Annotated in this window: 25 protein-coding genes; 8 read left to right on the top strand and 17 right to left on the bottom strand. The window is 66.7% G+C overall.

What is annotated here, in order from left to right:
* Positions 1–60 precede the first annotated feature (60 nt).
* Positions 61–426 carry a c-type cytochrome gene (locus tag CHB74_RS08465; RefSeq protein ID WP_089219195.1) on the bottom strand — a complete coding sequence of 122 codons (366 nt, stop codon included), beginning with the start codon at positions 424–426 and terminating at the stop codon, positions 61–63.
* Between the two features lie 248 nt (positions 427–674).
* Between CHB74_RS08465 and CHB74_RS08460 the strand changes: the two genes are divergently transcribed.
* On the top strand, positions 675–953 hold the full coding sequence (locus CHB74_RS08460) for an integration host factor subunit beta (protein ID WP_089219194.1): 279 nt from the start codon (positions 675–677) through the stop codon (positions 951–953).
* 627 nt (positions 954–1,580) lie between these two features.
* Here CHB74_RS08460 and CHB74_RS08455 read toward each other — a convergent pair.
* A complete protein-coding gene (locus tag CHB74_RS08455) occupies positions 1,581–2,747 on the bottom strand; it encodes a tyrosine-protein phosphatase (protein ID WP_089219193.1) in 1,167 nt (388 codons plus the stop codon).
* A gap of 35 nt (positions 2,748–2,782) precedes the next feature.
* Positions 2,783–3,559 (bottom strand): SDR family NAD(P)-dependent oxidoreductase, encoded by a 777-nt coding sequence (locus CHB74_RS08450; protein WP_089219192.1) that lies wholly within the window; start codon positions 3,557–3,559, stop codon positions 2,783–2,785.
* Positions 3,560–3,902: 343 nt separating this feature from the next.
* On the opposite strand from CHB74_RS08450, the gene CHB74_RS08445 reads away from it, so the two are divergent.
* The gene (locus tag CHB74_RS08445; protein WP_089219191.1) at positions 3,903–4,538 is read left to right on the top strand and encodes a TetR/AcrR family transcriptional regulator; all 636 of its coding nucleotides are present in this window, start codon (positions 3,903–3,905) and stop codon (positions 4,536–4,538) included.
* Complete coding sequence (locus CHB74_RS08440; RefSeq protein ID WP_089219190.1) at positions 4,538–4,987, top strand: hypothetical protein; 450 nt, start codon at positions 4,538–4,540, stop codon at positions 4,985–4,987. The genes CHB74_RS08445 and CHB74_RS08440 overlap by 1 nt, the downstream gene beginning before the upstream one ends.
* Before the next feature lie 87 nt (positions 4,988–5,074).
* On the opposite strand, the gene CHB74_RS08435 is transcribed toward CHB74_RS08440, so the two are convergent.
* Entirely contained in the window at positions 5,075–5,380 is a 306-nt protein-coding gene (locus tag CHB74_RS08435) for an HU family DNA-binding protein (protein WP_281253528.1), read from the bottom strand.
* Between the two features lie 180 nt (positions 5,381–5,560).
* On the opposite strand from CHB74_RS08435, the gene CHB74_RS08430 reads away from it, so the two are divergent.
* From CHB74_RS08430 to CHB74_RS08420, 3 genes are all read left to right on the top strand, one after another.
* A complete protein-coding gene (locus tag CHB74_RS08430; protein WP_245842746.1) occupies positions 5,561–7,099 on the top strand; it encodes a peptide ABC transporter substrate-binding protein in 1,539 nt (512 codons plus the stop codon).
* On the top strand, positions 7,099–8,556 hold the full coding sequence (locus CHB74_RS08425; RefSeq protein WP_245842744.1) for an ABC transporter substrate-binding protein: 1,458 nt from the start codon (positions 7,099–7,101) through the stop codon (positions 8,554–8,556). Before CHB74_RS08430 ends, CHB74_RS08425 begins: the two co-directional genes overlap by 1 nt.
* A gap of 62 nt (positions 8,557–8,618) precedes the next feature.
* On the top strand, positions 8,619–9,059 hold the full coding sequence (locus tag CHB74_RS08420) for a DUF4112 domain-containing protein (RefSeq protein ID WP_089219299.1): 441 nt from the start codon (positions 8,619–8,621) through the stop codon (positions 9,057–9,059).
* Here CHB74_RS08420 and CHB74_RS08415 read toward each other — a convergent pair.
* The 7 genes from CHB74_RS08415 to CHB74_RS08385 all read right to left on the bottom strand — a co-directional run bounded on the left by CHB74_RS08415 (position 9,034) and on the right by CHB74_RS08385 (position 14,619).
* A complete protein-coding gene (locus CHB74_RS08415; protein WP_089219186.1) occupies positions 9,034–9,759 on the bottom strand; it encodes a ribonuclease T2 family protein in 726 nt (241 codons plus the stop codon). The genes CHB74_RS08420 and CHB74_RS08415 overlap by 26 nt on opposite strands.
* 1 nt (position 9,760) lies before the next feature.
* Positions 9,761–10,156: a hypothetical protein gene (locus tag CHB74_RS08410; protein ID WP_089219185.1), complete on the bottom strand. Its 396-nt coding sequence runs from the start codon at positions 10,154–10,156 to the stop codon at positions 9,761–9,763.
* Between the two features lie 66 nt (positions 10,157–10,222).
* Entirely contained in the window at positions 10,223–11,068 is an 846-nt protein-coding gene (nadC, locus tag CHB74_RS08405; protein ID WP_089219184.1) for a carboxylating nicotinate-nucleotide diphosphorylase, read from the bottom strand.
* Positions 11,069–11,078: 10 nt separating this feature from the next.
* Entirely contained in the window at positions 11,079–12,068 is a 990-nt protein-coding gene (gene nadA, locus CHB74_RS08400) for a quinolinate synthase NadA (protein WP_089219183.1), read from the bottom strand.
* On the bottom strand, positions 12,065–12,787 hold the full coding sequence (locus tag CHB74_RS08395; RefSeq protein ID WP_245842742.1) for a DUF4230 domain-containing protein: 723 nt from the start codon (positions 12,785–12,787) through the stop codon (positions 12,065–12,067). Before CHB74_RS08395 ends, nadA begins: the two co-directional genes overlap by 4 nt.
* Positions 12,784–13,653 (bottom strand): MBL fold metallo-hydrolase, encoded by an 870-nt coding sequence (locus CHB74_RS08390; RefSeq protein WP_089219181.1) that lies wholly within the window; start codon positions 13,651–13,653, stop codon positions 12,784–12,786. Before CHB74_RS08390 ends, CHB74_RS08395 begins: the two co-directional genes overlap by 4 nt.
* A 222-nt stretch (positions 13,654–13,875) precedes the next feature.
* Positions 13,876–14,619 carry an MmyB family transcriptional regulator gene (locus tag CHB74_RS08385; RefSeq protein ID WP_089219298.1) on the bottom strand — a complete coding sequence of 248 codons (744 nt, stop codon included), beginning with the start codon at positions 14,617–14,619 and terminating at the stop codon, positions 13,876–13,878.
* A gap of 18 nt (positions 14,620–14,637) precedes the next feature.
* Here CHB74_RS08385 and CHB74_RS22240 point away from each other — a divergent pair, with 18 nt between their 5' ends.
* Both CHB74_RS22240 and CHB74_RS08380 read left to right on the top strand, forming a co-directional pair.
* Positions 14,638–14,775 (top strand): hypothetical protein, encoded by a 138-nt coding sequence (locus tag CHB74_RS22240; protein WP_218821407.1) that lies wholly within the window; start codon positions 14,638–14,640, stop codon positions 14,773–14,775.
* Complete coding sequence (locus tag CHB74_RS08380; protein WP_089219180.1) at positions 14,772–15,161, top strand: hypothetical protein; 390 nt, start codon at positions 14,772–14,774, stop codon at positions 15,159–15,161. The genes CHB74_RS22240 and CHB74_RS08380 overlap by 4 nt, the downstream gene beginning before the upstream one ends.
* Positions 15,162–15,235: 74 nt before the next feature.
* Here the strand turns inward: CHB74_RS08380 and grxD are convergent, their stop codons facing one another.
* From grxD to gatC, 6 genes are all read right to left on the bottom strand, one after another.
* Positions 15,236–15,568 (bottom strand): Grx4 family monothiol glutaredoxin, encoded by a 333-nt coding sequence (gene grxD / locus CHB74_RS08375; RefSeq protein WP_089219179.1) that lies wholly within the window; start codon positions 15,566–15,568, stop codon positions 15,236–15,238.
* A 10-nt stretch (positions 15,569–15,578) separates the two neighbouring features.
* Positions 15,579–15,812 carry a BolA family protein gene (locus CHB74_RS08370; RefSeq protein ID WP_089219178.1) on the bottom strand — a complete coding sequence of 78 codons (234 nt, stop codon included), beginning with the start codon at positions 15,810–15,812 and terminating at the stop codon, positions 15,579–15,581.
* 5 nt (positions 15,813–15,817) lie between these two features.
* Positions 15,818–16,141 carry a DUF1476 domain-containing protein gene (locus CHB74_RS08365; RefSeq protein ID WP_089219177.1) on the bottom strand — a complete coding sequence of 108 codons (324 nt, stop codon included), beginning with the start codon at positions 16,139–16,141 and terminating at the stop codon, positions 15,818–15,820.
* A gap of 87 nt (positions 16,142–16,228) precedes the next feature.
* Entirely contained in the window at positions 16,229–17,710 is a 1,482-nt protein-coding gene (gene gatB, locus CHB74_RS08360; protein ID WP_089219176.1) for an Asp-tRNA(Asn)/Glu-tRNA(Gln) amidotransferase subunit GatB, read from the bottom strand.
* A gap of 138 nt (positions 17,711–17,848) precedes the next feature.
* Entirely contained in the window at positions 17,849–19,333 is a 1,485-nt protein-coding gene (gene gatA, locus CHB74_RS08355; RefSeq protein WP_089219175.1) for an Asp-tRNA(Asn)/Glu-tRNA(Gln) amidotransferase subunit GatA, read from the bottom strand.
* Positions 19,333–19,620, bottom strand: a complete 288-nt coding sequence (gene gatC, locus CHB74_RS08350; protein ID WP_089219297.1) for an Asp-tRNA(Asn)/Glu-tRNA(Gln) amidotransferase subunit GatC — start codon at positions 19,618–19,620, stop codon at positions 19,333–19,335. Before gatC ends, gatA begins: the two co-directional genes overlap by 1 nt.
* Positions 19,621–19,710 lie beyond the last annotated feature (90 nt).

The raw sequence follows: 19,710 nt of genomic DNA, 5'->3' as shown, positions 1-19,710 counted from the left end.
CCCTTTTTTCTTATGCGCGACCGGCGGCGATCACCCCCCGGCCGCCACCGTCTTGTCGTCTTATTTCAGCGACAGCAGATAATCCGCGAGAGCCTCGGCCGCCTTGGGATCGCGCTGGCCGGCATAGGCCATCTTGTTGCCCGGAACGACCTTGGCAGGCGCCGTCAGGAAGGCGACCAGATTGGCCTTGGTCCACGGCTGGCCATATTTTTTCATAGCCGGCGTAAAGGCATAGCCCGGCAGCGTGCCGGCCTTGCGCCCCGCCACGCCCCATAGATTGGGGCCCATGGCCGAAGGCACGCCCGGCTGCACCTTGTGGCACACGCTGCAGGTGGCGAAGGAGGCGGGCTTGGGCAACGGCGCGGCATGGGCCTGATTCGCAAGCGCAAGCAGCGCGCCGGCCAAAAGCATTTTCCGAACCGGCATCTAATTCTCCCACCATCCAAAGATGGGACAATTGGCTATGTCAGAGCCGGCTTTTCCGCAACTGGCGCGTCGCTTTCGCCCTCGTTTTGTTGCATATTGGCGATGATCGGCGACGTCGGATTGCCGATCCGTTGCGTATCGCAGACATCCCTTGCGACACCGAACGACCGTGGGGGTCCTCGGCCGATCAGGGGCAATGAACCGCAGCCGCAACGTTCGTCGAACGCAGCATATCAGGGGGAGGGCCCATGATCAGATCGGAACTCGTACAAATGCTTGCCAAGGACAATCCCGGCCTCTCGCTCAACGAAGTCGAACGCATTGTCGGCGTCTTCTTCGATGAAATCAGCGAACGACTGCGGGAAGATGGCCGCGTCGAACTGCGAGGCTTCGGTGCATTTTCGACACGGGCGCGCGTCGCGCGCACCGGCCGCAACCCGCGCACCGGGGAATCCGTGGACGTCGCCGCCAAGCGCGTGCCCTATTTCAAGCCCGGCAAGGAGATGCGCGCGCGCCTGAATGTCTAGGCGCGCGATTTTTCCTGCTTGACCGCGGGCGCGGCTTGCGGCCTTTGGGTGCAGAGCCTGATCGGTGGCGGCGGAAGCGTTCGCGCTTCAGCCAAGATCGCGGATCAGGCTCTACTCAATGGTGGAAACCCTGCTTTCCGCGTCGGGCGCCTAGCCTGAACGGATCGGGGTCCATGCGGACGTGGCGAAATCGGTAGACGCAGCAGACTTAGACAAATTTGGGTGCCCACGGGGAAACCCGCGGCGTAGAACCGCTCAAATTCGGGGAAAGCTAAGGCGCGGATGACGCGCCATGCCAATCCCGAGCCAAGCCCGGCCTGAAAAGGACGGGAAGGTGTAGAGACTGGACGGGCGGCGCCTTCGGCCCTTGGGCCATGGCGAAGGGACAGTCCGGACCACGAACGTGCCATCGGCCTTCCCGGCGGATGCACGGCGGCGAAAGCCGAAGTGGTGCGAAAATCTGCTTTTCTTTGAAAGTGCGGGTTCGAGTCCCGCCGTCCGCACCATCATCCGGGCCCAGCCGCCGCACGGCGCGCGCAGGGCACGGAATGACGGCCACAGCAACGTGCCACGCCATAGCAGGGCGACCCGGGCATCACCCGGACCACCCTGCCCTTCGCAATGACGTTAAGCCGGCCGACCGGCCAGATAGCGCGTGCGCAGCGCCTCGATCTCGGCATCGCCAAGGCCCAGCCCCTGCTTCAGATAGGCGTCGAACGAGCCAAAACGCTTGTCGACCTCGTCAAAGGCCGCCTGCAGATATTCGGCGCGGACACCCAGCACCGGCTCCAGATTTTCGCGCGGCACCGAAAGCCCCATCTTGGCCATGCCCGCGATCGCCTTCTCATTCTTGGCGCGCAGATAATCATTGCTGGCCAGATAATCCGCCATCACCGTTTCACGCGGCACGCCCAGCAGCGTCAGGATCACGGCGGTCGCCCAACCCGTGCGATCCTTGCCCGCCGTGCAATGGTAGAGCGTCGGCCCCGCATCCGGCGCGTCGAGGCGGTCAAGCAGCGTGCGATAAGCGGTCTTGGCACTGCCCAGCGACACGAAATCGCGATTGGCCTCGGTCAGCATCTCCGCGCCCTTGCCGGCGGTGATCGCCGCCATCGCCTTGCGCATATCGCCGCCGAGCGAGCCCTGGCTGTCCGCCGCGACATCGAGGACGAGCGGCTCCGCCCCGGCCGGAAGGCGATCGGGTTCGCGCTGGCGTTCGCTTTCGGTGCGCAGATCGGCGACGAGCCGGATGCCGAGATCGCCCATCGCCGCCAGATCGGCTTCGCTGACCTTGTCGAGCTGATCGGAACGATAGATCAACCCCATCTTCACCCAACGGCCATCGCTGGTGCGATAACCGCCGATATCGCGCAGATTGTGGACGCTGGGCAGATGGAGCCCGCGATCGGCGATCACCAGCGGCGCCCCGCGCTCGGGCACCAATGCGAAGAACCAGCGCTTGCCCGGTGCGAGCCCGCTGACGCGGATCGAGCCGACGGCATCGCCCGCCCCCACGGCGTGATCGCGCCCGATCGCCGCCGGATCATGGCCGGCATAGACGGTCACCCGCCCGGCATCCGGCGCGACCCAGTTGAGCAGATAATCGCCCGTTCCGTCGTCCCGCGCGGCGGTGACGGAGGCGAAGGGAATGACGCCGTCCTGCCGCTGGCTGGCGGCAGCAATATCGCCCGCCGGGGCCGTGGCGCAGCCCGCCAGCAGCGGCAAGGCGGCGGCCAGCGCCGCCCCGGCGGCAACGGGCAGCCAGCGCCGGCCCGTCATGTCACGATCGGTCATTCCCTCTCCTCTTCCTTCTCGTAGATGTTTGCGTCTCAGGTGCGCTGCGACGAGATGTTGCCGCCGTCGACGACGATCTCCGACGCGGTGATGTAGCTGGCCTCGTTCGACAGCAGGAAACGGACGACGCGGCCGATTTCGGCGGGATCGCCAATGCGATCGAGCAGGATGCGGTTTTCGAAGAAGCGCGGCGGCAGATTGTCCACGGCGGGCTTCATCATCGGCGTCATGATCTGGCCGGGCGAGACCGAATTGACGCGCACGCCATCGCGGCCAAGGCGATCGGCGAGCGAGCGGACGATCGAAAGCAGGCCCCCCTTGGCCGCGCTGTAGATCGGGTTGATGCCGTTGCCGAGCGTCGCGTTGATCGACGCGATCGCCACGATTGCCGAACCCGGCTGCGCGGCAAGATCGGCCTGGATCGCCTGGGCGACGAAGGCAAAGGCGCGCAGGTGGATGCCGATGCCGGCTTCCCAGCTTTCCGGCGTGATGCCTTCGAGCGAGCCGGTATCGACAATGCCGGCCGCGTGGACGAGCCCGCCCGGCGCGCCGACCGCGGCCCGCGTCGCGGCCAGCGCCGGCGCAATCGCATCGAGCTTGCTGAGATCGGCGGCGACGCCGACGGCAGCCACGCCATATTCGGCCGTGATCGCGGCAGCCGCATCGGCCGCCTTGGCGCCGTTAATGTCCCACAGCGCGACCGGACGGCCCACCGCCGCCAGCGCCTGCGCCGAAGCGAGGCCGATGCCCGAGGCGCCGCCGGTGATGATGACCGGCGTTCCGGGCGAACCGAGTGCAGGCGAAAGCGTCATTCTACGAAATCCTCTTAATGGGTGCCCGGAGGCCGGCAGCCCATCAGCTGCCCGTCCCGAACATTGGCAATGACCGCCTTGCCCGATGCGCCAGCCATTGACGCGGGACAGACGATCTTACTCAGCCGAGGCGCGGGCCTTGATGTCGCTCGCGCCGCCGGCTGTCTCTATCGGCACAGTTTTCCGCGAGGCGCGGCGTCCGTCTCCGATCCTGGGGCGCGCTTCGGCGGATGGATTCCGCTCGCTTCGCGCCCATCATTTTTTACCTACATGGCGGTAGAATTCAAGCCGACGCACGCGGGATGCCATTGCCGCGTGCGGACCCGCCGCATAAGGCTGGCGCATGAATGTCAGCAAACCACCGGTTCGGCAGGCGCGCGGCGATGCGACGCGGCGGGCCATTCTCGACGCCGCCGAAACCATCTTCGCCGAAATGGGCTATGCCGCCGCGCGGCTGGAAGATGTGGCGCAGGCGGTGGGCATCCGCCGCCCGTCGATCGTCTATCATTTCCCCGGCAAGCAGGAATTGTACGACGCCGTCGAAGCCGACATCTTCACGTCGATGCACGCCTTCGTGGTCGAGCGGACGGACAATGTTTCCGATCCGATGGCCCGGCTGCTCGGCCTGCTCGATGCCTGGCTCGATTTCCTTGTCGCGCGCCCCGCCGCCGCCCGCATCATCCAGCGCCTCACCGCCGACGTGGGCCCGCGTGGCGACGATCCCGTGCGCTTTTCGGAAACCGCGCTGCGCGATATCGAGGCGATCATCGCGGCCGGCGTGGCCGAGGGCGCGTTCCGCCCGATAACGGCCACGGAAATCTTGAACGGCGTCGCCAGCGGCTCGCTCTTTTACGTCTGCAACGGCCGCCAGCTCGGCGCCGCACGCACTTATGATGCCGCCGATCCCGCCGAACTTGGCCGCTACCGGGCATTGCTGCATCGCCTTGCCCGCGCCGCCGTGCAGCCGGAGGCGGGTTGATGCGCTATTTCCTCGATACCGAATTCAACGGCTTTGGCGGCGATCTGATCAGCTTCGCGCTGGTGCCCGAATATGGCGATCAGGAATATTATGCGGTCCTGCCCCTGCCGGCCCAGCTTCATCCGTGGGTGGCGCGCAATGTGGTGCCCTATCTCGACAGCGTGCCGCAGTCGCTGGCCAACCATATCGATCCGGTGACGGCCGCGCATGAAGTGGCCGCCTTCCTGGCGGGCGATCGCGATCCGGTGATCCTGGCCGACTGGCCGGAAGATATCGCCCTGTTCTGCCGCCTGCTGCTGATCGGCCCGGCCGATATCGTCGATGTCGGCAGCATGCGGTTCGAATTCCGCCGCAGCCCCGGCTTTTCGACGGCGATGAACAGCCGTGTGCCGCACAATGCGCTGCACGATGCGCGCGCGCTGCGGGATTTCATCCTCGATCACGAATGATCGCGTTCTTCCTGACCGAAGGACAATGAAGAAAGGGCGCCCCGGCCGAAACCGGGACGCCCTTATCTGTTCAGCCGTGCTGGCCGATCAGCCGTTCAGCGCGTCGCGCAGCGCCTTCGCCGGCTGGAAGCCCAGCTTCTTCGAAGCGGCGATCTTCATCGTTTCGCCGGTGCGCGGGTTGCGGCCTTCGCGCTCCGGACGGGCCTGAACCTTGAACTTGCCGAAGCCCGGCAGCGACACTTCCTCGCCGGCGACGGCCGCGTCGGTGATCGCCTTCAGAACCTGATCGACGATCGCCTTGCCCTGCGCCTTGGTGAGGCCCTGGGTCTTGGCAATGCCGTCGGCGAGATCGGTGCTGTTCATGTTGTTCCTTTCTGCTGAATCCTGTCGCACCGCTGCCCGAGTTTTTTGATCCTGTCATCCCCCTCATTGCTGATTTTTCGCGGTTACGGGCCGGTTTGCCTTCCTGCCCGACCTTCCTGTCGCCAATTTCGACCTGCGCTTGCCTTCAATATGAGCAACTATTGGTCTAGGCCGTGGCCGGTGACTTCGTTTCGCGATCGGTTCGGCCGCATGGCCCGGCGCCTCGTCGCCCTTGCACTGCTGCTGCCCGCCGCCTGCGGTTCGCCGGACAAGGCTGAACAGCAACGGCCCGCCGGAACGCTGATCCGCCTGGCCGAAGCCGAAGCCAAGAGCCTCGATCCGCACAAGACATCGGAGATCGCGTCGGTCCGCGTCGCGACCGACCTGTTCGAGGGGCTGACGCGGTTCGACGCGGCCGGCCGGCCCGAACCGGGGCTGGCGACCGGCTGGTCGGTTTCGGCCGATGGCCGCACCTGGCGCTTCCCGCTGCGCGCGGGCCAGCGCTTTTCGGATCGCACGCCGATCACGCCCGCCACCTTCGCCGCCGTCCATCGCCGGCTGGTCGATCCGCGCACCGCCGCGCCGCATGCCGCAACCTTCGCGCCGATCGCGACGGTGGTGGCAGAGGGCGACAGCGTGGTCGTCCACCTGCGCCATCCCTTTTCCGCCTTGCCCGCGCTGCTGGCCCACCCCGCCATGGCCGCGATCCCCATCCACCGCATCGCCGCACGCGGCGATCAATGGACGGCGGAGCGGCCGCTGGTGACATCCGGGCCCTATCGGTTGACGGCGTGGACGCTCAACGATGCCATGCGGCTCGATGCCAATGCCGCCTGGCATGGCGGGCCGCCGGCAATCGCGGCGGTCGAATGGCGCCCGGTGCCTGATCGCCTGACCGCATTGCGCATCTTCCGCGCCGGCGCCGCCGATACGACATCGGAATTCCCGTCGAGCCGGATCGCGTGGATCCGCCGCGAGCTGCCCGGCGCCGCGCATGTCGCTCCCTATGAAGGCAGCTATTATTTCAGCTTCAACACGCGGCGCCCACCGTTCGACGACGTTCGCATCCGCCGCGCGCTGAGCCTGGCGACCGACCGCGAATGGATTGCCGGCCCCTTGATGGCGATGGGCAATCCCCCCGCCTGGGGCATCGTGCCGGATGGAACGGGCGGCCTCCCCGCCTTTCGCCCGGATTGGGCATCCTGGCCCAAAGAACGGCGGATGGCCGCCGCCGCCGCTTTGCTCGCCGAAGCAGGCTATGGCCCCGAAAAACCGCTGACATTCGACGTGCGGTTCAACAGCGATGCCGATCATCGCCGCGTGGCGATTGCGCTGGCCGCGATGTGGCGCCCGCTCGGTGTCGAGGCGCGGCTGCTCAACAGCGAGGCGACGCTGCATTTCGCGGCGCTGCGCCGTGGCGACTTCGCCATCGCCCGCTCGGGCTGGATCGCCGACCTTTCCGCGCCGGAGAACTTCCTTGCGGTGCATCGTTCGAACGCCGGGCCAATCAACTATTCCGGCTATGCCAATCCGCGCTACGATGCCGCCTATGACGCCGCGATCGCCGATCCCGACCCCGCCCGCCGCGCCCGCAAGATGCGCGCGGCCGAAGCGATCCTGCTCGCCGATGCGCCGGTGCTCCCGCTTTATTTCTATGTCAGCCGTGCGCTCGTCGCGCCGCGCGTCGCCGGCTGGCGCGACAATCCCGCCAATGTCCACCCCAGCCGCACGCTGGCATTGAAGCCATGATGATCCGCCGCCTTGCCTTCGCCCTGCTGCTCGCCACCACCGCCTGCTCCCAGCATAGCGGCGATGGGCCGCTGGACGTGAGCGTGATCGGCGAACCGCCGACGATCGTCGATCCCAACGAAAAGCCGCTGCAACCGGCCGATGCCGCATTGCTCGCCGCGACCGCGCAGGGGCTGATCCGCTTCGATGCCGGCGGCCAGATCGAACCCGGCCTCGCGATCCGCTGGGACGTGTCCGACGACGGGCTGTATTATACCTTCCGCATCGACGACGAGGCCGGCATCGATGCCGAAGGCGCCGCCCGCCGGCTGCGCGGGGCGATCGGGCGGGCCAGCCGCAATCCGCTGAAATCGGCGTTGACCGCGATTGACGAGATCGTCGCCGTCACCCCGCAGGTGGTGGAAATCCGCCTGTCGGCCCCGCGCCCGACGCTGCTGCAATTGCTCGCCCAGCCCGAAATGGCGCTGGTGGTATCGCGCAGCAAGGGCGGCACCGGGCCATTGGCCGTCGCCGGGCGCGGACCGGGCTGGCTGCTGCTCGGCCCGATCGCGCACCAGACCCCGGCGGAGGATGCCGAGATCGACGAGGCGGAGATCGAGCGCCAGCAATTGCGCCTGCGCGGCGAACGCGCGGCGGTGGCCGTGGTGCGATTTCGCGACAAGCGCGCGCAGGCGGTGCTGGGCGGGCGGTTCCACGATCTCGCTGTCGCACGCGCGGCGGGGCTGCCCGCCAATATGCTGCGCTTCGATCCCGTCGCCGGGCTGTTCGGCCTCGCCATCGCCGATGCGAAGGGCTTTCTGGTCAGCGCGGAAAATCGCCGCGCCTTGTCCATGGCGGTGGATCGGGACCGGATCGTCCGCACCTTCGCGGTGAAGGACTGGCAGGCCGCCTCCACCATCGTGCCCGCCGGCCTGGCCGATCTGCCCAGCCCCGCCACGCCCGACTGGATCGATACGCCGATCGCCCAGCGCCGCGCGATCGCCGCGCGCGGCGTGGCCGAATGGCGGCAACGCACCGAGGAACCGGCAAAGGTGCGCGTGGCGCTGCCCAAGGGGCCGGGCGCGCGCATCCTGTTCACGCTCCTCCAGCTCGATTGGCGGCAGATCGGCGTGGAGGCCGAAGCGGTCGCCGCCGGCGCCGATGCCGATCTGCGCCTGATCGACCTGGTGGCGCCGGCCGATACCGGCAGCTGGTATCTGCGCGAATTCACCTGCGATCGTTCGGCCGCGTGCAGCGAAGAAGCCGATCAGTTGCTCGATCGCGCCCGCGGCGCGCCCACGCTGCTCGAACGCAACCTCGTGCTGGCCGAGGCGGATCAGCGGCTGACCCGGATCACCGCGTTCATCCCGATCGCCATGCCGATGCGATGGTCGCTGGTCGCCCCGTCGCTGACCGCGTTCAAGGACAATGCGCGCGGCGCCCACCCGCTGAACCATCTGCGCGCCGATCGGCGCTGATACGCGCAAGGGATGACATCGCCGCGCCGCATCCTACATCGTGCAGGTTGGAGGAGATGTTGATGGCCGTTTCGCCGAAGTTCGATGAGTTCGCCAGCCAGGTCGGGCTGGAACGCGACCCCGCATCGGTCCGCCGCCGGATCGAGGCGATGGAAGGCATGCTTGAACGCCTGCTCGTCATCCCCGGCATCAACCGGCCGATCGGGCTCGATTCCCTCGTCGGCCTCGTTCCGGTGATCGGCGATTTCGTGACCGCGGCCATGGGCGCGTGGCTGGTCTGGGAAGCCCGCAACCTCGGCATGTCCAAATTCCAGCTGGCGCGGATGGCGACGAATGTCGGCGTCGATACGCTGCTCGGCGCGGTGCCCGTGGTCGGCGACCTGTTCGACTTCGTCTATCGGTCGAACAGCCGCAACCTCAAGATCATCAAGCGCCATCTCGACAAGCATCACCCCGGCACGGCGATGATCGACGGCGTCAGCGCCCGCCGCGCCAGATCCTGACGGTTTCGCCCGCCCGCGCGCCCGGTGCCGACGCCCGGCAGCGGCGCGGCTTGAGCGCGGTATCGAGGCACAGCCGCACTTCATCCAGCCAGCCCCGCCGGTTGACGGCGATCTTGAACATCGCCGGGTCCATGCCCTTGTTCGCCCCCGCCAGCGCCTCGGCCAGCTGGCGGGCATTGAGCGTCGGGCGGCGCGACAGCAGATTCATGTCGGGAAAGCGCAGTCCGTTGAACAGGCCGGCCGCCGTCTTGAAATAAGCGTCGGGCGGCACGTTCATGCAGGTGCCGTGCTTGGCATATTCATGCTGCATCAGCTGCACCGACGGGGTGGTGCAAAGGTGCGCGCGGATCAGGCGATCGGGCAGCAGCCCCGCCGGCCGGCAATATTGCGGCCATTGTTCGCCCCGGCCATCGGGCCACAGGCCGTGCAGCACGAAGCCGAAGCGCGGCCCCGCCCCGCCGCCGCACTGGAAACGATCCTTCACGCTGTTGAGCCGGGTGCGGCAATATTCGGGGGACCAGCTGAGCGCGAGCGTATAGCCGCCGATCGGCAGCGCGCGGCGCGGCTGGCTGGCGGTCGGCCCATCCAGCGCCGGGCGCGGCAGCACCGCCGGCACGCGGCAATCGCGCGCCTGGGCCAGCGCCATGGACGGAAGCAGTGTCAATGCCAGCGGCAGCGCCGCCAGCGTCTGGCGGATCATATTATCCGGCGTCCCGGCTGAACCATGCCGCGCTGTCGGGCCGGAACAGCAGCCAGATCGCGATCAATTGCAGCACCAGCTGGATCGGCGCGATCATACCGCTGCCCCCCATGGCGAGCAGCGTGTTGAACGTCGCGAGCGTGTTGACCCCCCCGATCACCACCAGCACGACATAGATCCACTTCGCCACCTCGCTGCCGCGCCGCGACACGAAATAGAGCAGCAGGAGCATCAGCGCGACGCTGCACGCCTGCACGACGACGATGAAGGTGGCGCCGAAGCCGAACTGCTGGATCATCGCCAGCGTCCGCTGCCAGTTGATCGCCGACGCCAGCACGCCGAGCGCGATCGTCGCCAATACCAGCCGTTCAAACAGGATGATCGATTGCGGCCGCATGCCGGCTTCCCCCCATCAAAAATGCGCGACGGCAGCTTAATCGCCGCCGCGCGCCGCGCAACCCGATCAGGCTGCCGCGAAATCCAGCCCGATATCGGCCGCCGGGGCCGATTGGGTAAGCCGGCCGACCGAGATATAGGTCACGCCGGTTTCCGCGATCGCCCGGATCGTATCGATCCGCACGCCGCCCGACGCCTCGGTCGGCACGCGCCCGCCGACCAGCGTCACCGCGCCGCGCAGCGTGGCCGGATCCATATTGTCGAGCAGCAGGTGCATGGCCCCCGCCGCAAGCGCCGGCTCGATCTGGTCGATACGATCGACCTCGACGATGATCGATGCGATCCCGGCCGTCTTGGCGCGCCGCACCGCTTCCCCCACGCCGCCGGCGACGGCGACATGATTGTCCTTGATCATCGCCGCATCCCACAGACCCATGCGGTGATTGGTGGCGCCGCCCATGCGCGTCGCATATTTTTCGAGCACGCGCAGGCCGGGAATGGTCTTGCGCGTATCGAGCAGCGTCGCGCCCGTGCCGTCGATCTTGTCGACATAGCTGCGCGTCAGCGTGGCGATGCCGGAAAGATGCTGGATGGTGTTGAGCGCCGATCGCTCCGCCGTCAGCAACGCCCGCGCACGGCCGCGCAGCCGCATCAGATCGGTGCCCGGCGCCACCCGGTCGCCATCGGCCACCAGCAGCTCGATCTCGACCTCGGGATCGAGCGCGTGGAAGAAGGCTTCGGCGATCGGCAGCCCAGCGACGGTGATCGCGTCACGGCTGTCCATCGCGCCCGCGAACATCGCGTCGGCGGGGATGACGGCGGCCGACGTGATATCCCCCACCTCGCCGAGATCCTCGGCAAGGGTGGAGCGGACGAACGCGTCGAGATCGAAATTGGGAAGGGCGAAGCGCATCGTGGCGGGCTCAGTCCCGCGCACCAAGATCGCCCTTGCCCACCGTGGCCGATGCCATTTCGAGCATCCGGTCCAGCGATTTCTTGGCGGCCAGCCGCATCTCTTCGTCCAGCTCGATCTTCGGCTCCAGATCGCGCAGCGCGATGTAGAGCTTCTCCATCGTGTTGAGCGCCATATAGGGGCAGATGTTGCAGTTGCAGTTGCCGTCGGCCCCCGGCGCACCGATGAAGGTCTTTTCCGGCACCGCCTTTTCCATCTGGTGGATGATGTGCGGCTCGGTCGCGACGATCACGGTGTCGTGCGGCGTCGTCTTGGCGAATTCCAGGATCGCGCTGGTCGAACCCACCATGTCGGCATGGTCCAGCACATGCGGCGGGCATTCGGGGTGCGCCGCCACCGGCGCGTCGGGATGCTGCGCCTTGAGCTTGAGCAGCTCGGTTTCCGAAAACGCCTCATGGACGATGCAGACGCCCGGCCACAGCAGCATCTCCCGCCCGAACTTGCGCGACAGATAACCGCCGAGATGCTTGTCCGGCCCGAAGATGATCTTCTGTTCCGGCGGAATCTGGCTGAGGATCTTTTCCGCCGACGACGAGGTGACGATGATGTCGCTGAGCGCCTTCACCTCGGCCGAACAGTTGATGTAGGTCAGCGCGATATGATCGGGGTGCGCGGCGCGGAACGCCTTGAACTTGTCCGGCGGGCACGAATCCTCAAGGCTGCAGCCGGCATCCATGTCGGGCAGGATCACCGTCTTCTGCGGGCTGAGGATCTTCGCGGTTTCAGCCATGAAGCGCACGCCGCAAAACGCGATCACATCGGCATCGGTTTCCGCCGCCTTGCGCGACAGTTCCAGGCTGTCGCCGACGAAATCGGCAATGTCCTGAATTTCCGGCTTCTGGTAATAATGCGCCAGGATCACGGCGTTGCGTTCCTTGCGCAGCCGATCGATCTCCGCGCGCAGGTCCAGCCCGGCGAGGCTTGCAGTGGGGGCGTTCATGGCTGTGTTCCTCTTGTCGGACGCGCGTTCTGATTCTCGTGCAACCCATATATCTCTTCAAGCGAACGGGATGCATCCATCCGTTCGCCGTTGCCGGGCCGCGGTTCGTCCGCAAAGCGCACTTCGACGGCCGCGTCCAGCCCTGCCGCCTTCAACGGCATGGCGAAATTGCGTTCCACGGCGCGCCGCCCGGCATCGCGCGCCAGCCGCATCGGCAATTCGCTGCGCGCCTGGCGCAGCAGTTCGGCCTGCCCGGCCTTGCGGTTCGCGGTGTCGAGCGTGGTTTCCGCGTCGCTCAGCGCCATCAGCATCCCGCCGCCATCATATTCGCGGATCGCCGCCATATCGACCTCCGGCCCCGCCAATATGGGAACGGGCAGCGTGACCGACAATCGCCGCGCCGCCGCGTCCCACCGCACGTCGCGCGGGCTGAGTTTGGCCAGATCGACCTCGTAGCGCACATTGCCGGGCATGATCAGCGTCTTGCGCGCCGACAGGCCGAAGCGCGTCTGCGTCGAGGTGACAACCGCCACATAGCGCGCGGCGAACACCGTCAGCCGGTTCTGTTCGCGCATCGAATCCAGGCTGGCGGTGGCGATCGTCACCGGATCGGGGTTGAACACGCCCGCGATGCGGCGGGCGCCGAACCAGCCGGCCGTCCCCGCGACCATCGCCACGGCAAGGATCGCCGCGATCCAGCGGGCGGTTCTGGGGTTCACGCGGCCCGCGCCCAGCTCTCCACGCCGGCGCGCACCACCTGGCCGCGCCGTTCAAGATCGAGCAGATGGGCCAGCACCGAACGGCCGGCGGCGGGGATCAGCTGGGGATCGAGCCCCACATACATCTTTTCCACCATCGCCGGGATCGGCTTCTCGCCTTCGCCCAGCAGCCGCAAAATCTGCCCTTCGCGCTGCTTGCGATGCCCCATCAGGCTGCGGACGAAGCGCTGCGGGCGCTCCACCGGATCGCCATGCGCCGGATAATAGATGGCGTCACTGCGCCCCATCAGCTTGTCGAGGCTCGCCATATAGGCCGCCATGTCGCCGTCGGGGGGTGAGATGACGGTGGTCGACCAGCCCATGACATGATCGCCGGTGAACAAGGCGTCCGCCTCCGGCAAGGCCAGGCAGAGATGGTTGGAGGTGTGGCCGGGCGTATCCACGCCGATCAGCGACCAGCCATCGCCGGTCAGCGCCTCGCCATCGCCCAGCACGCGATCGGGCGCGTAGGTGCGATCGAACGCCGCGTCCGAACGCGGCCCGCTATCATCCAGCACCAGTGGCGCGCAGCCCACGATCTCGGCCCCGGCAAGCGCCTTCAACGGCGCGGCGGCGGGGCTGTGATCATTATGGGTGTGCGTGCAGACGATATAGCGGATCGTCTCGCCCTTCGTTGCCGCCATGATCGCATCGATATGCGGCGCCAGATTGGGGCCGGGATCGATCACCGCCACATCGCCATGGCCGACGATATAGGTCTGCGTGCCATGCAGCGTGAACGCGGACGGGTTGGGCGCCAGCACGCGGCGCACCAGCGGATGCAGGCTCTGCACGGCCCCGGGGGTCTGATCGTCCATGCCGGCCATGTGGCACCGCGCGGGACGGATTTGAAGTCCCAACGGAAAATCGTCGGATAATCTTACAAACGGCGCGATACCCGATCGGCCGTCAACCATCATGTCCCGCGGAAAAGTGGGATACGGCCGTTCTGGCACGCCTCCTGCTCCTCTTTCAGCGTTCCAAGTTGTTCCCGCGTTTTGAAAGTGGCGGGGTCAGTGCTGTTCCGGTCTCGCGCTGCCCCCGCCCCTTCAAATCCCCTTCAGCAGCAACTCCGCCGTGGCGGCATCCGCCGGCAGGAACGCCTCGATCGCAATCTCGGCCAGCGTCACGTCGATCGGCGTGCCGAACATCGTCGTCATGCTGAGGAAGGACAGCTTCTTGCCGCCAACGTCGATAACCAGCGGCACCGCGATCGCGTCCGGCCGGCGCTGGCGCGCGGGCCCTGCGGGATAGCTGCGCAATTCGGCCAGCAGGTCGGCCAGTTGTGGATCACCGCTCGCGTCGATCTGGCTTTCCAGCCGATGGCAGATATGCGCCTTCCACTCGCCCAGATTGGCGATCCGCCGCGCCAGCCCGTCGGGATGCAGGCTGAGCCGCAGCACGTTGACGGGCGGCACCAGCAGCGACGGCGCGGCGCCCGCGATCAGGGGCGCCAGCGCGGCATTGTTGCGCACCAGCGTCCAGTGCCGGTCGACCGCCAGCGCCGGAAAGGGCTGATAGCCGATCAGCAGCCGTTCGATCACGGCCAGCGCGTCGGCCAGCGCGGGATCGTCGATCGGCCGTTCGGGAAAGGCGGGCGCGAAACCGGCGGCGACGAGCATCTGGTTGCGCTCGCGCGGCGGCATGCGCAGCTTTTCGGCCATGCGCAGCACCAGTCCGCGGCTCGGCTTGGACCGCCCGGTTTCGACGAAGCTCAAATGGCGGGTCGACACCGCGACGTCGAGCGCCAGATCCAGCTGGCTCATCCGCCGCTGCTTGCGCCATGCGCGCATGAGATCGCCAAGAGGAAGGTGCTGCGTCATCGCCCCACTTCAGCTTGCGACCCCGCCGCTGCCATTACCCCCAAGGTAATCGATTTGATGATCGTCAAGAAGCAGGAAGTGATCGCCGTAACGATCCACGGCGATCATCGAGGATCAAGTGCATGACGAACCACATCTTCCTGCGTCGAATTCTTGCGATCGACGCCGTTAGCTGCCTGGGCATGGGCGCAATGCTGGTGCTGGCAGCGCCGGCACTGGCCGGTCCGTTCGGGCTTGAGGCGATCCTGCTGCGCGGGGCCGGCCTGTTGCTGCTGCCGCTCGGCCTGTTCATCGGCTGGCTGGCCAGCCGGGCGGTGCCGCCTGCCGCGCTGGTCTGGATCGTGATCCTCGGCAATCTCGGCTGGGGCCTGGAAAGCCTGCTGCTGATCGGTCAGGCAAAGGGCACGATCACCGCGCCGGGCGCCGGCTTCGTCGCCGCGCAGGGATTGTTCGTGCTGGCGATGGCCGCGCTTGAATATCGCGGCGTCCGGCAGATCCGGCAGGCGAACTGAGCGTCGCCCGGAGATGCCGGCTTTCGGAATGGCGGAGCCCCGGTCGCAACCGGGGCGCCGCCATCAACCGACGGTCAGGCGGCGCGCGCGACGCCCTTCTGGTCGAGAAGCTCGGTCAGTTCGCCGGCTTCATACATTTCCATCATGATATCCGAGCCGCCGACGAATTCGCCCTTCACATAAAGCTGCGGGATCGTCGGCCAGTCGGAAAATTCCTTGATCCCCTGCCGGATCCCCTGATCCTGCAGCACGTCGATCGTCGCATATTCGACGCCGAGATGATCGAGGATCGCCACCGCGCGGCTGGAAAAGCCGCACTGCGGAAACAGCGGCGTGCCCTTCATGAACAGCAGCACGTCGGCGGAATTTACAGCGTCCGCGATGCGGGCCTGGACGTCGTCACTCATCTCACACTCCTCAATCCGGCGTGGCGGTGCTGAGCTGGAGCGCATGGAGCACCCCGCCCATCCGGCCGCCGAGCGCGTCATAGACGCGCTGGTGCTGGCGCACGCGCGGCAGGCCGCGGAAGCTCTCGCTCACCACCCGCGCGGCATAATGATCACCATCGCCGGCCAGATCGGTGATTTCGACAAGCGCATCCGGGATCGCTGCCCGGATCATCGCTTCGATATCTTCCGCCGCCATCGGCATGGTGGTTACTTGGCCTCCAGAAGCTGGCGGCGCGCTTCGACGGTCTTCACCTCGAGCTCGTTGCGGATCACCGTATCGTCGGTGTCCACGCCGGCCGAGACGAGATCGCCGAGCAGCTTGCGGATCACGTCCTCGTCGCCGGCTTCCTCGAAATCGGCCTGGACGACCGCCTTGGCATAGGCATCGGTCTCCTCCGGCGTCAGGCCCATCTGGCCCGCCGCCCACACGGCAATCAGGCGATTGCGGCGCGCGGTGACGCGGAACGCCATCTCCTGGTCGTGCGCGAACTTGGTCTCGAAGCCCTTTTCGCGATCGTCGAAAGTCGTCATGCCCCATCCCTTGCTTGGCTAGGTTCAAAGTCAGATAGGCAAGCCCCGCCCCCCGCGCAACGGCAGGGGGTGGCTTGCCGTGCTAATTCAGCCGTCGAGGGCTGCCTTCAGGCGTTCATTCACCACGCCCGGATTGCCCTTGCCGGCCATCGCCTTCATCGTCTGGCCGACGAAGAAGCCGAACAACTTGTCCTTGCCGCCGCGATATTCGGCAACCTTGTCGGCATTGGCGGCGAGCACGTCCGCGATCACCGCATCGATCGCGCCGGTGTCGGTGGTCTGCTTCAGGCCACGTTCCTCGACGATCTTCGCGGGATCGTCGCCGGTTTCGAGCATGATCTCGAACACCTGCTTGGCCAGGCTGCCCGAAAGCGTGCTGTCGGCAACGAGGCCGAGCAGCTGCGCGCCCTGCGCCGGCGAAACTGGGCTGTTGGTGATATCCTTGCCGAGCCGGTTAAGCGCCCCGAACAGATCGGAAATCAGCCAGTTGGACGCGGCCTTGGCGGTCGCGGCATCATCCTTGCCGGTCGCGGCCATCAGCGCTTCGAACCAGCGCGCGGTTTCCACGTCCGCCGTCAGCACGCCGGCGGCATAAGTGGAAAGGCCGAGCGGCCCTTCATAGCGCGCGCGCTTGGCGTCGGGCAGTTCGGGCAGGCTCGCGCGGCATTCCGCGAGGAACGCATCGTCCAGCTCCAGCGGCAGCAGATCGGGATCGGGGAAGTAACGATAATCGTGCGCGTCCTCCTTGGAACGCATCGACCGCGTGACGCCCTTGTCCGGATCGAACAGGCGGGTTTCCTGCACGATCGTGCCGCCGCTTTCGAGCACGTCGACCTGACGGTTCGCCTCATGCTCGATCGCCGCCATCACGAAGCGGACCGAATTGACATTCTTGGTCTCGGTGCGCGTGCCGAACGGATCGCCCGGCTTGCGGACGGAGACGTTGACGTCGGCCCGCATCGAGCCTTCTTCCATATTACCGTCGCACGAACCGACATAGCGCAGGATCGCGCGCAGCTTGCGCAGATAAGCGCCCGCTTCCGCCGGCGAGCGCATGTCCGGGCGGCTGACGATTTCCATCAGCGCCACGCCCGATCGGTTGAGATCGACATAGGACCGCGTCGGATGCTGATCGTGCATCAGCTTGCCGGCATCCTGCTCGACATGGATACGCTCGATCCCGACGATCTTGGTCTCGCCGTCCTCAGGCTCGATCGAGATCGTCCCCTCGCCCACCAGCGGGTGGTAGAGCTGGCTGATCTGGTAGCCCTGCGGCAGATCGGCGTAGAAGTAGTTTTTCCGGTCGAACCGCGACCATTTGTTGATCTGCGCGTCGATCGCCATGCCGGTGCGCACCGCCTGGCGGATGCACTCGCGGTTCGGCACCGGCAACATGCCCGGCATCGCCGCGTCGACCAGCGACACGTTCGCATTGGGTTCCGCGCCGAACTTGGTCGACGCGCCCGAAAAGAGCTTGGCGTTCGACGTCACCTGCGCGTGGACCTCAAGGCCGATCACGACCTCCCACTCGCCCGTCGCGCCCTGGATGCGGTAGCTAGACTCAGTCATCTCACAGACTTTCAAATACCAATCCATTTGCTTCGAGCAGCATCGAGCGAAGTCGAGATGCCTCCGTCGAGAAGCCTTCTCGACTACGGTTCTCGGCCACGCTCGAACCTCCGCTCGAAGCGAACGGAGATGGGAATATTACCACCACTTATCGGCGCGTGCCGTGAAGCCCGCCCGTTCCTCGATCGCGAGGCCCGCGTTCAACACGCCCTGCTCGTCGAGCGGCTTGCCGATGATCTGCAGACCCAGCGGCAGCCCCTGCTTGTCGAGGCCGGCCGGCACCGACATCGCCGGCAGCCCGGCCAGCGAGGCCGGCACGGTGAAGACGTCGTTCAGATACATGGCCAGCGGATCGGCGGACTTTTCGCCCAGTGCGAAGGCGGCCGACGGCGCGGTCGGCGTCAGCAGCACGTCGCATTGTTCGAACGCGCGCTCGAAATCGCGGGCGATCAGCGCGCGGACCTTCTGCGCCTTGGTGTAATAAGCGTCGTAGAACCCGGCCGACAGCACATAGGTGCCGATCAGGATACGGCGCTTCACCTCGCCGCCGAAGCCGGCGGCGCGGGTGGCGGCATACATGTCCTGCAGGTTCGCGCCATCGGGCAGATCGCGCTGGCCATAACGCACGCCATCATAGCGGGCGAGGTTCGAAGACGCCTCGGCCGGCGCGATGATGTAATAGGTCGGCAGCGCATATTGCGTGTGCGGCAGCGAAACCTCGACGATCTCGGCCCCGGCGTCCTTGGCCCAGGCGATGCCCTGCTGCCACAGCGCCTCGATCTCGGCAGGCATGCCGTCGACGCGATATTCCTTGGGGATGCCCACCTTCTTGCCGCGCAGATCGCCGGAAAGCCCGGCTTCCCACTGCGGCACCGGCAGATCGAGCGAGGTCGAATCCTTCGGGTCGAAACCCGACATGGTTTCGAGCAGGATCGCGCAGTCACGCACGTCGCGCGCCATCGGCCCGGCCTGATCGAGCGAGGAGGCGAACGCCACCACGCCCCAGCGCGAGCAGCGGCCATAGGTCGGCTTGATCCCCGAAATGCCGGTGAAGGCGGCCGGCTGGCGGATCGAGCCGCCGGTGTCCGTTCCCGTCGCCGCCGGCGCCATCCGCGCGGCCACCGCCGAGGATGAACCACCGGACGAACCGCCCGGCGCCAGCGGCGCATTGCCGCCATCGCTGCGCCGCCACGGGCTGATCACATTGCCGAACGCCGAGGTTTCGTTGGACGAACCCATGGCGAACTGATCGAGGTTCAGCTTGCCCAGCATGCCGACGCCGGCGCCGAACAGCTTGGCCGTGATCGTCGATTCATAGGTCGGCACGAAGCCTTCGAGGATGTGGCTGGCCGCCGTCGTCTGATAGCCGGCGGTGCAGAACAGATCCTTGATGCCCATCGGCACGCCCGAAAGCGGGCGCAGCTCGCCCGAAGCACGGCCGCGATCGGCCTCCTCGGCGGCGGCGATGGCATGTTCCGGCGTTTCGACCAGAAAGGCGTTGAGCGGCTTGCCGGCGGCAACGGCGGCGTTGAACGCGTCCGCCACTTCGCGCGCGGAAAAATCGCCCTTGCGGAAACCGTCGCGGATGCCGGCGACGGTCAGGTTGGTAAGGTCCGTCGTCACTATTCGATCACCTTCGGCACCGCGAAGAAGCCATGTTCGGCCTGCGGCGCATTCTTGAGAACCTGGTCACGGATATTGCCGTCGGTGACGACATCATCGCGCAGGCGCAGATGGTTGGGGATGACGGCCGCGAGCGGGGCGACCCCATCGGTATCGACCTCGCCCAGCTGCTCGATCCAGCCAAGGATATTGTTGAGCTCGGGCACCATCGCGTCGACCTCAGCATCGGATACGGCGATCCGGGCGAGACTCGCGATCTTGCGGACGGTTGTGGCATCGACAGACATGCCCGCGCGGATAGCGGGCATGGCGGCCGGCATCAAGCGGAGAGCGGCCACAAACCCCATCGTCATTCCCGCGAAGGCGCCAATCCATGC

The sequence above is a fragment of the Edaphosphingomonas laterariae genome (assembly GCF_900188165.1).
Classification (GTDB): Bacteria; Pseudomonadota; Alphaproteobacteria; order Sphingomonadales; family Sphingomonadaceae; genus Sphingomonas_E; species Sphingomonas_E laterariae.
This window is presented reverse-complemented; position numbering and strand designations above follow the sequence as displayed.

Excerpts from the sequence above, each read along its gene's own strand:
- CHB74_RS08425 (WP_245842744.1), top strand. The coding sequence starts at position 7,099 with ATGATCCGCCGCCTTGCCTTCGCCCTGCTGCTCGCCACCACCGCCTGC.
- nadC (WP_089219184.1), bottom strand. The coding sequence starts at position 11,068 with ATGCGCTTCGCCCTTCCCAATTTCGATCTCGACGCGTTCGTCCGCTCC.
- CHB74_RS08465 (WP_089219195.1), bottom strand. The coding sequence starts at position 426 with ATGCCGGTTCGGAAAATGCTTTTGGCCGGCGCGCTGCTTGCGCTTGCG.
- nadA (WP_089219183.1), bottom strand. The coding sequence starts at position 12,068 with ATGAACGCCCCCACTGCAAGCCTCGCCGGGCTGGACCTGCGCGCGGAG.
- CHB74_RS08410 (WP_089219185.1), bottom strand. The coding sequence starts at position 10,156 with ATGCGGCCGCAATCGATCATCCTGTTTGAACGGCTGGTATTGGCGACG.
- CHB74_RS08445 (WP_089219191.1), top strand. The coding sequence starts at position 3,903 with ATGAATGTCAGCAAACCACCGGTTCGGCAGGCGCGCGGCGATGCGACG.
- CHB74_RS08455 (WP_089219193.1), bottom strand. The coding sequence starts at position 2,747 with ATGACCGATCGTGACATGACGGGCCGGCGCTGGCTGCCCGTTGCCGCC.
- gatB (WP_089219176.1), bottom strand. The coding sequence starts at position 17,710 with ATGACTGAGTCTAGCTACCGCATCCAGGGCGCGACGGGCGAGTGGGAG.
- CHB74_RS08420 (WP_089219299.1), top strand. The coding sequence starts at position 8,619 with ATGGCCGTTTCGCCGAAGTTCGATGAGTTCGCCAGCCAGGTCGGGCTG.
- CHB74_RS08380 (WP_089219180.1), top strand. The coding sequence starts at position 14,772 with ATGACGAACCACATCTTCCTGCGTCGAATTCTTGCGATCGACGCCGTT.
- CHB74_RS08415 (WP_089219186.1), bottom strand. The coding sequence starts at position 9,759 with ATGATCCGCCAGACGCTGGCGGCGCTGCCGCTGGCATTGACACTGCTT.
- CHB74_RS08460 (WP_089219194.1), top strand. The coding sequence starts at position 675 with ATGATCAGATCGGAACTCGTACAAATGCTTGCCAAGGACAATCCCGGC.
- grxD (WP_089219179.1), bottom strand. The coding sequence starts at position 15,568 with ATGAGTGACGACGTCCAGGCCCGCATCGCGGACGCTGTAAATTCCGCC.
- CHB74_RS08440 (WP_089219190.1), top strand. The coding sequence starts at position 4,538 with ATGCGCTATTTCCTCGATACCGAATTCAACGGCTTTGGCGGCGATCTG.
- CHB74_RS08390 (WP_089219181.1), bottom strand. The coding sequence starts at position 13,653 with ATGGCCGGCATGGACGATCAGACCCCCGGGGCCGTGCAGAGCCTGCAT.
- CHB74_RS08365 (WP_089219177.1), bottom strand. The coding sequence starts at position 16,141 with ATGACGACTTTCGACGATCGCGAAAAGGGCTTCGAGACCAAGTTCGCG.
- gatC (WP_089219297.1), bottom strand. The coding sequence starts at position 19,620 with ATGTCTGTCGATGCCACAACCGTCCGCAAGATCGCGAGTCTCGCCCGG.
- CHB74_RS08450 (WP_089219192.1), bottom strand. The coding sequence starts at position 3,559 with ATGACGCTTTCGCCTGCACTCGGTTCGCCCGGAACGCCGGTCATCATC.
- CHB74_RS08370 (WP_089219178.1), bottom strand. The coding sequence starts at position 15,812 with ATGCCGATGGCGGCGGAAGATATCGAAGCGATGATCCGGGCAGCGATC.
- CHB74_RS08430 (WP_245842746.1), top strand. The coding sequence starts at position 5,561 with ATGGCCCGGCGCCTCGTCGCCCTTGCACTGCTGCTGCCCGCCGCCTGC.
- CHB74_RS08385 (WP_089219298.1), bottom strand. The coding sequence starts at position 14,619 with ATGCGCGCATGGCGCAAGCAGCGGCGGATGAGCCAGCTGGATCTGGCG.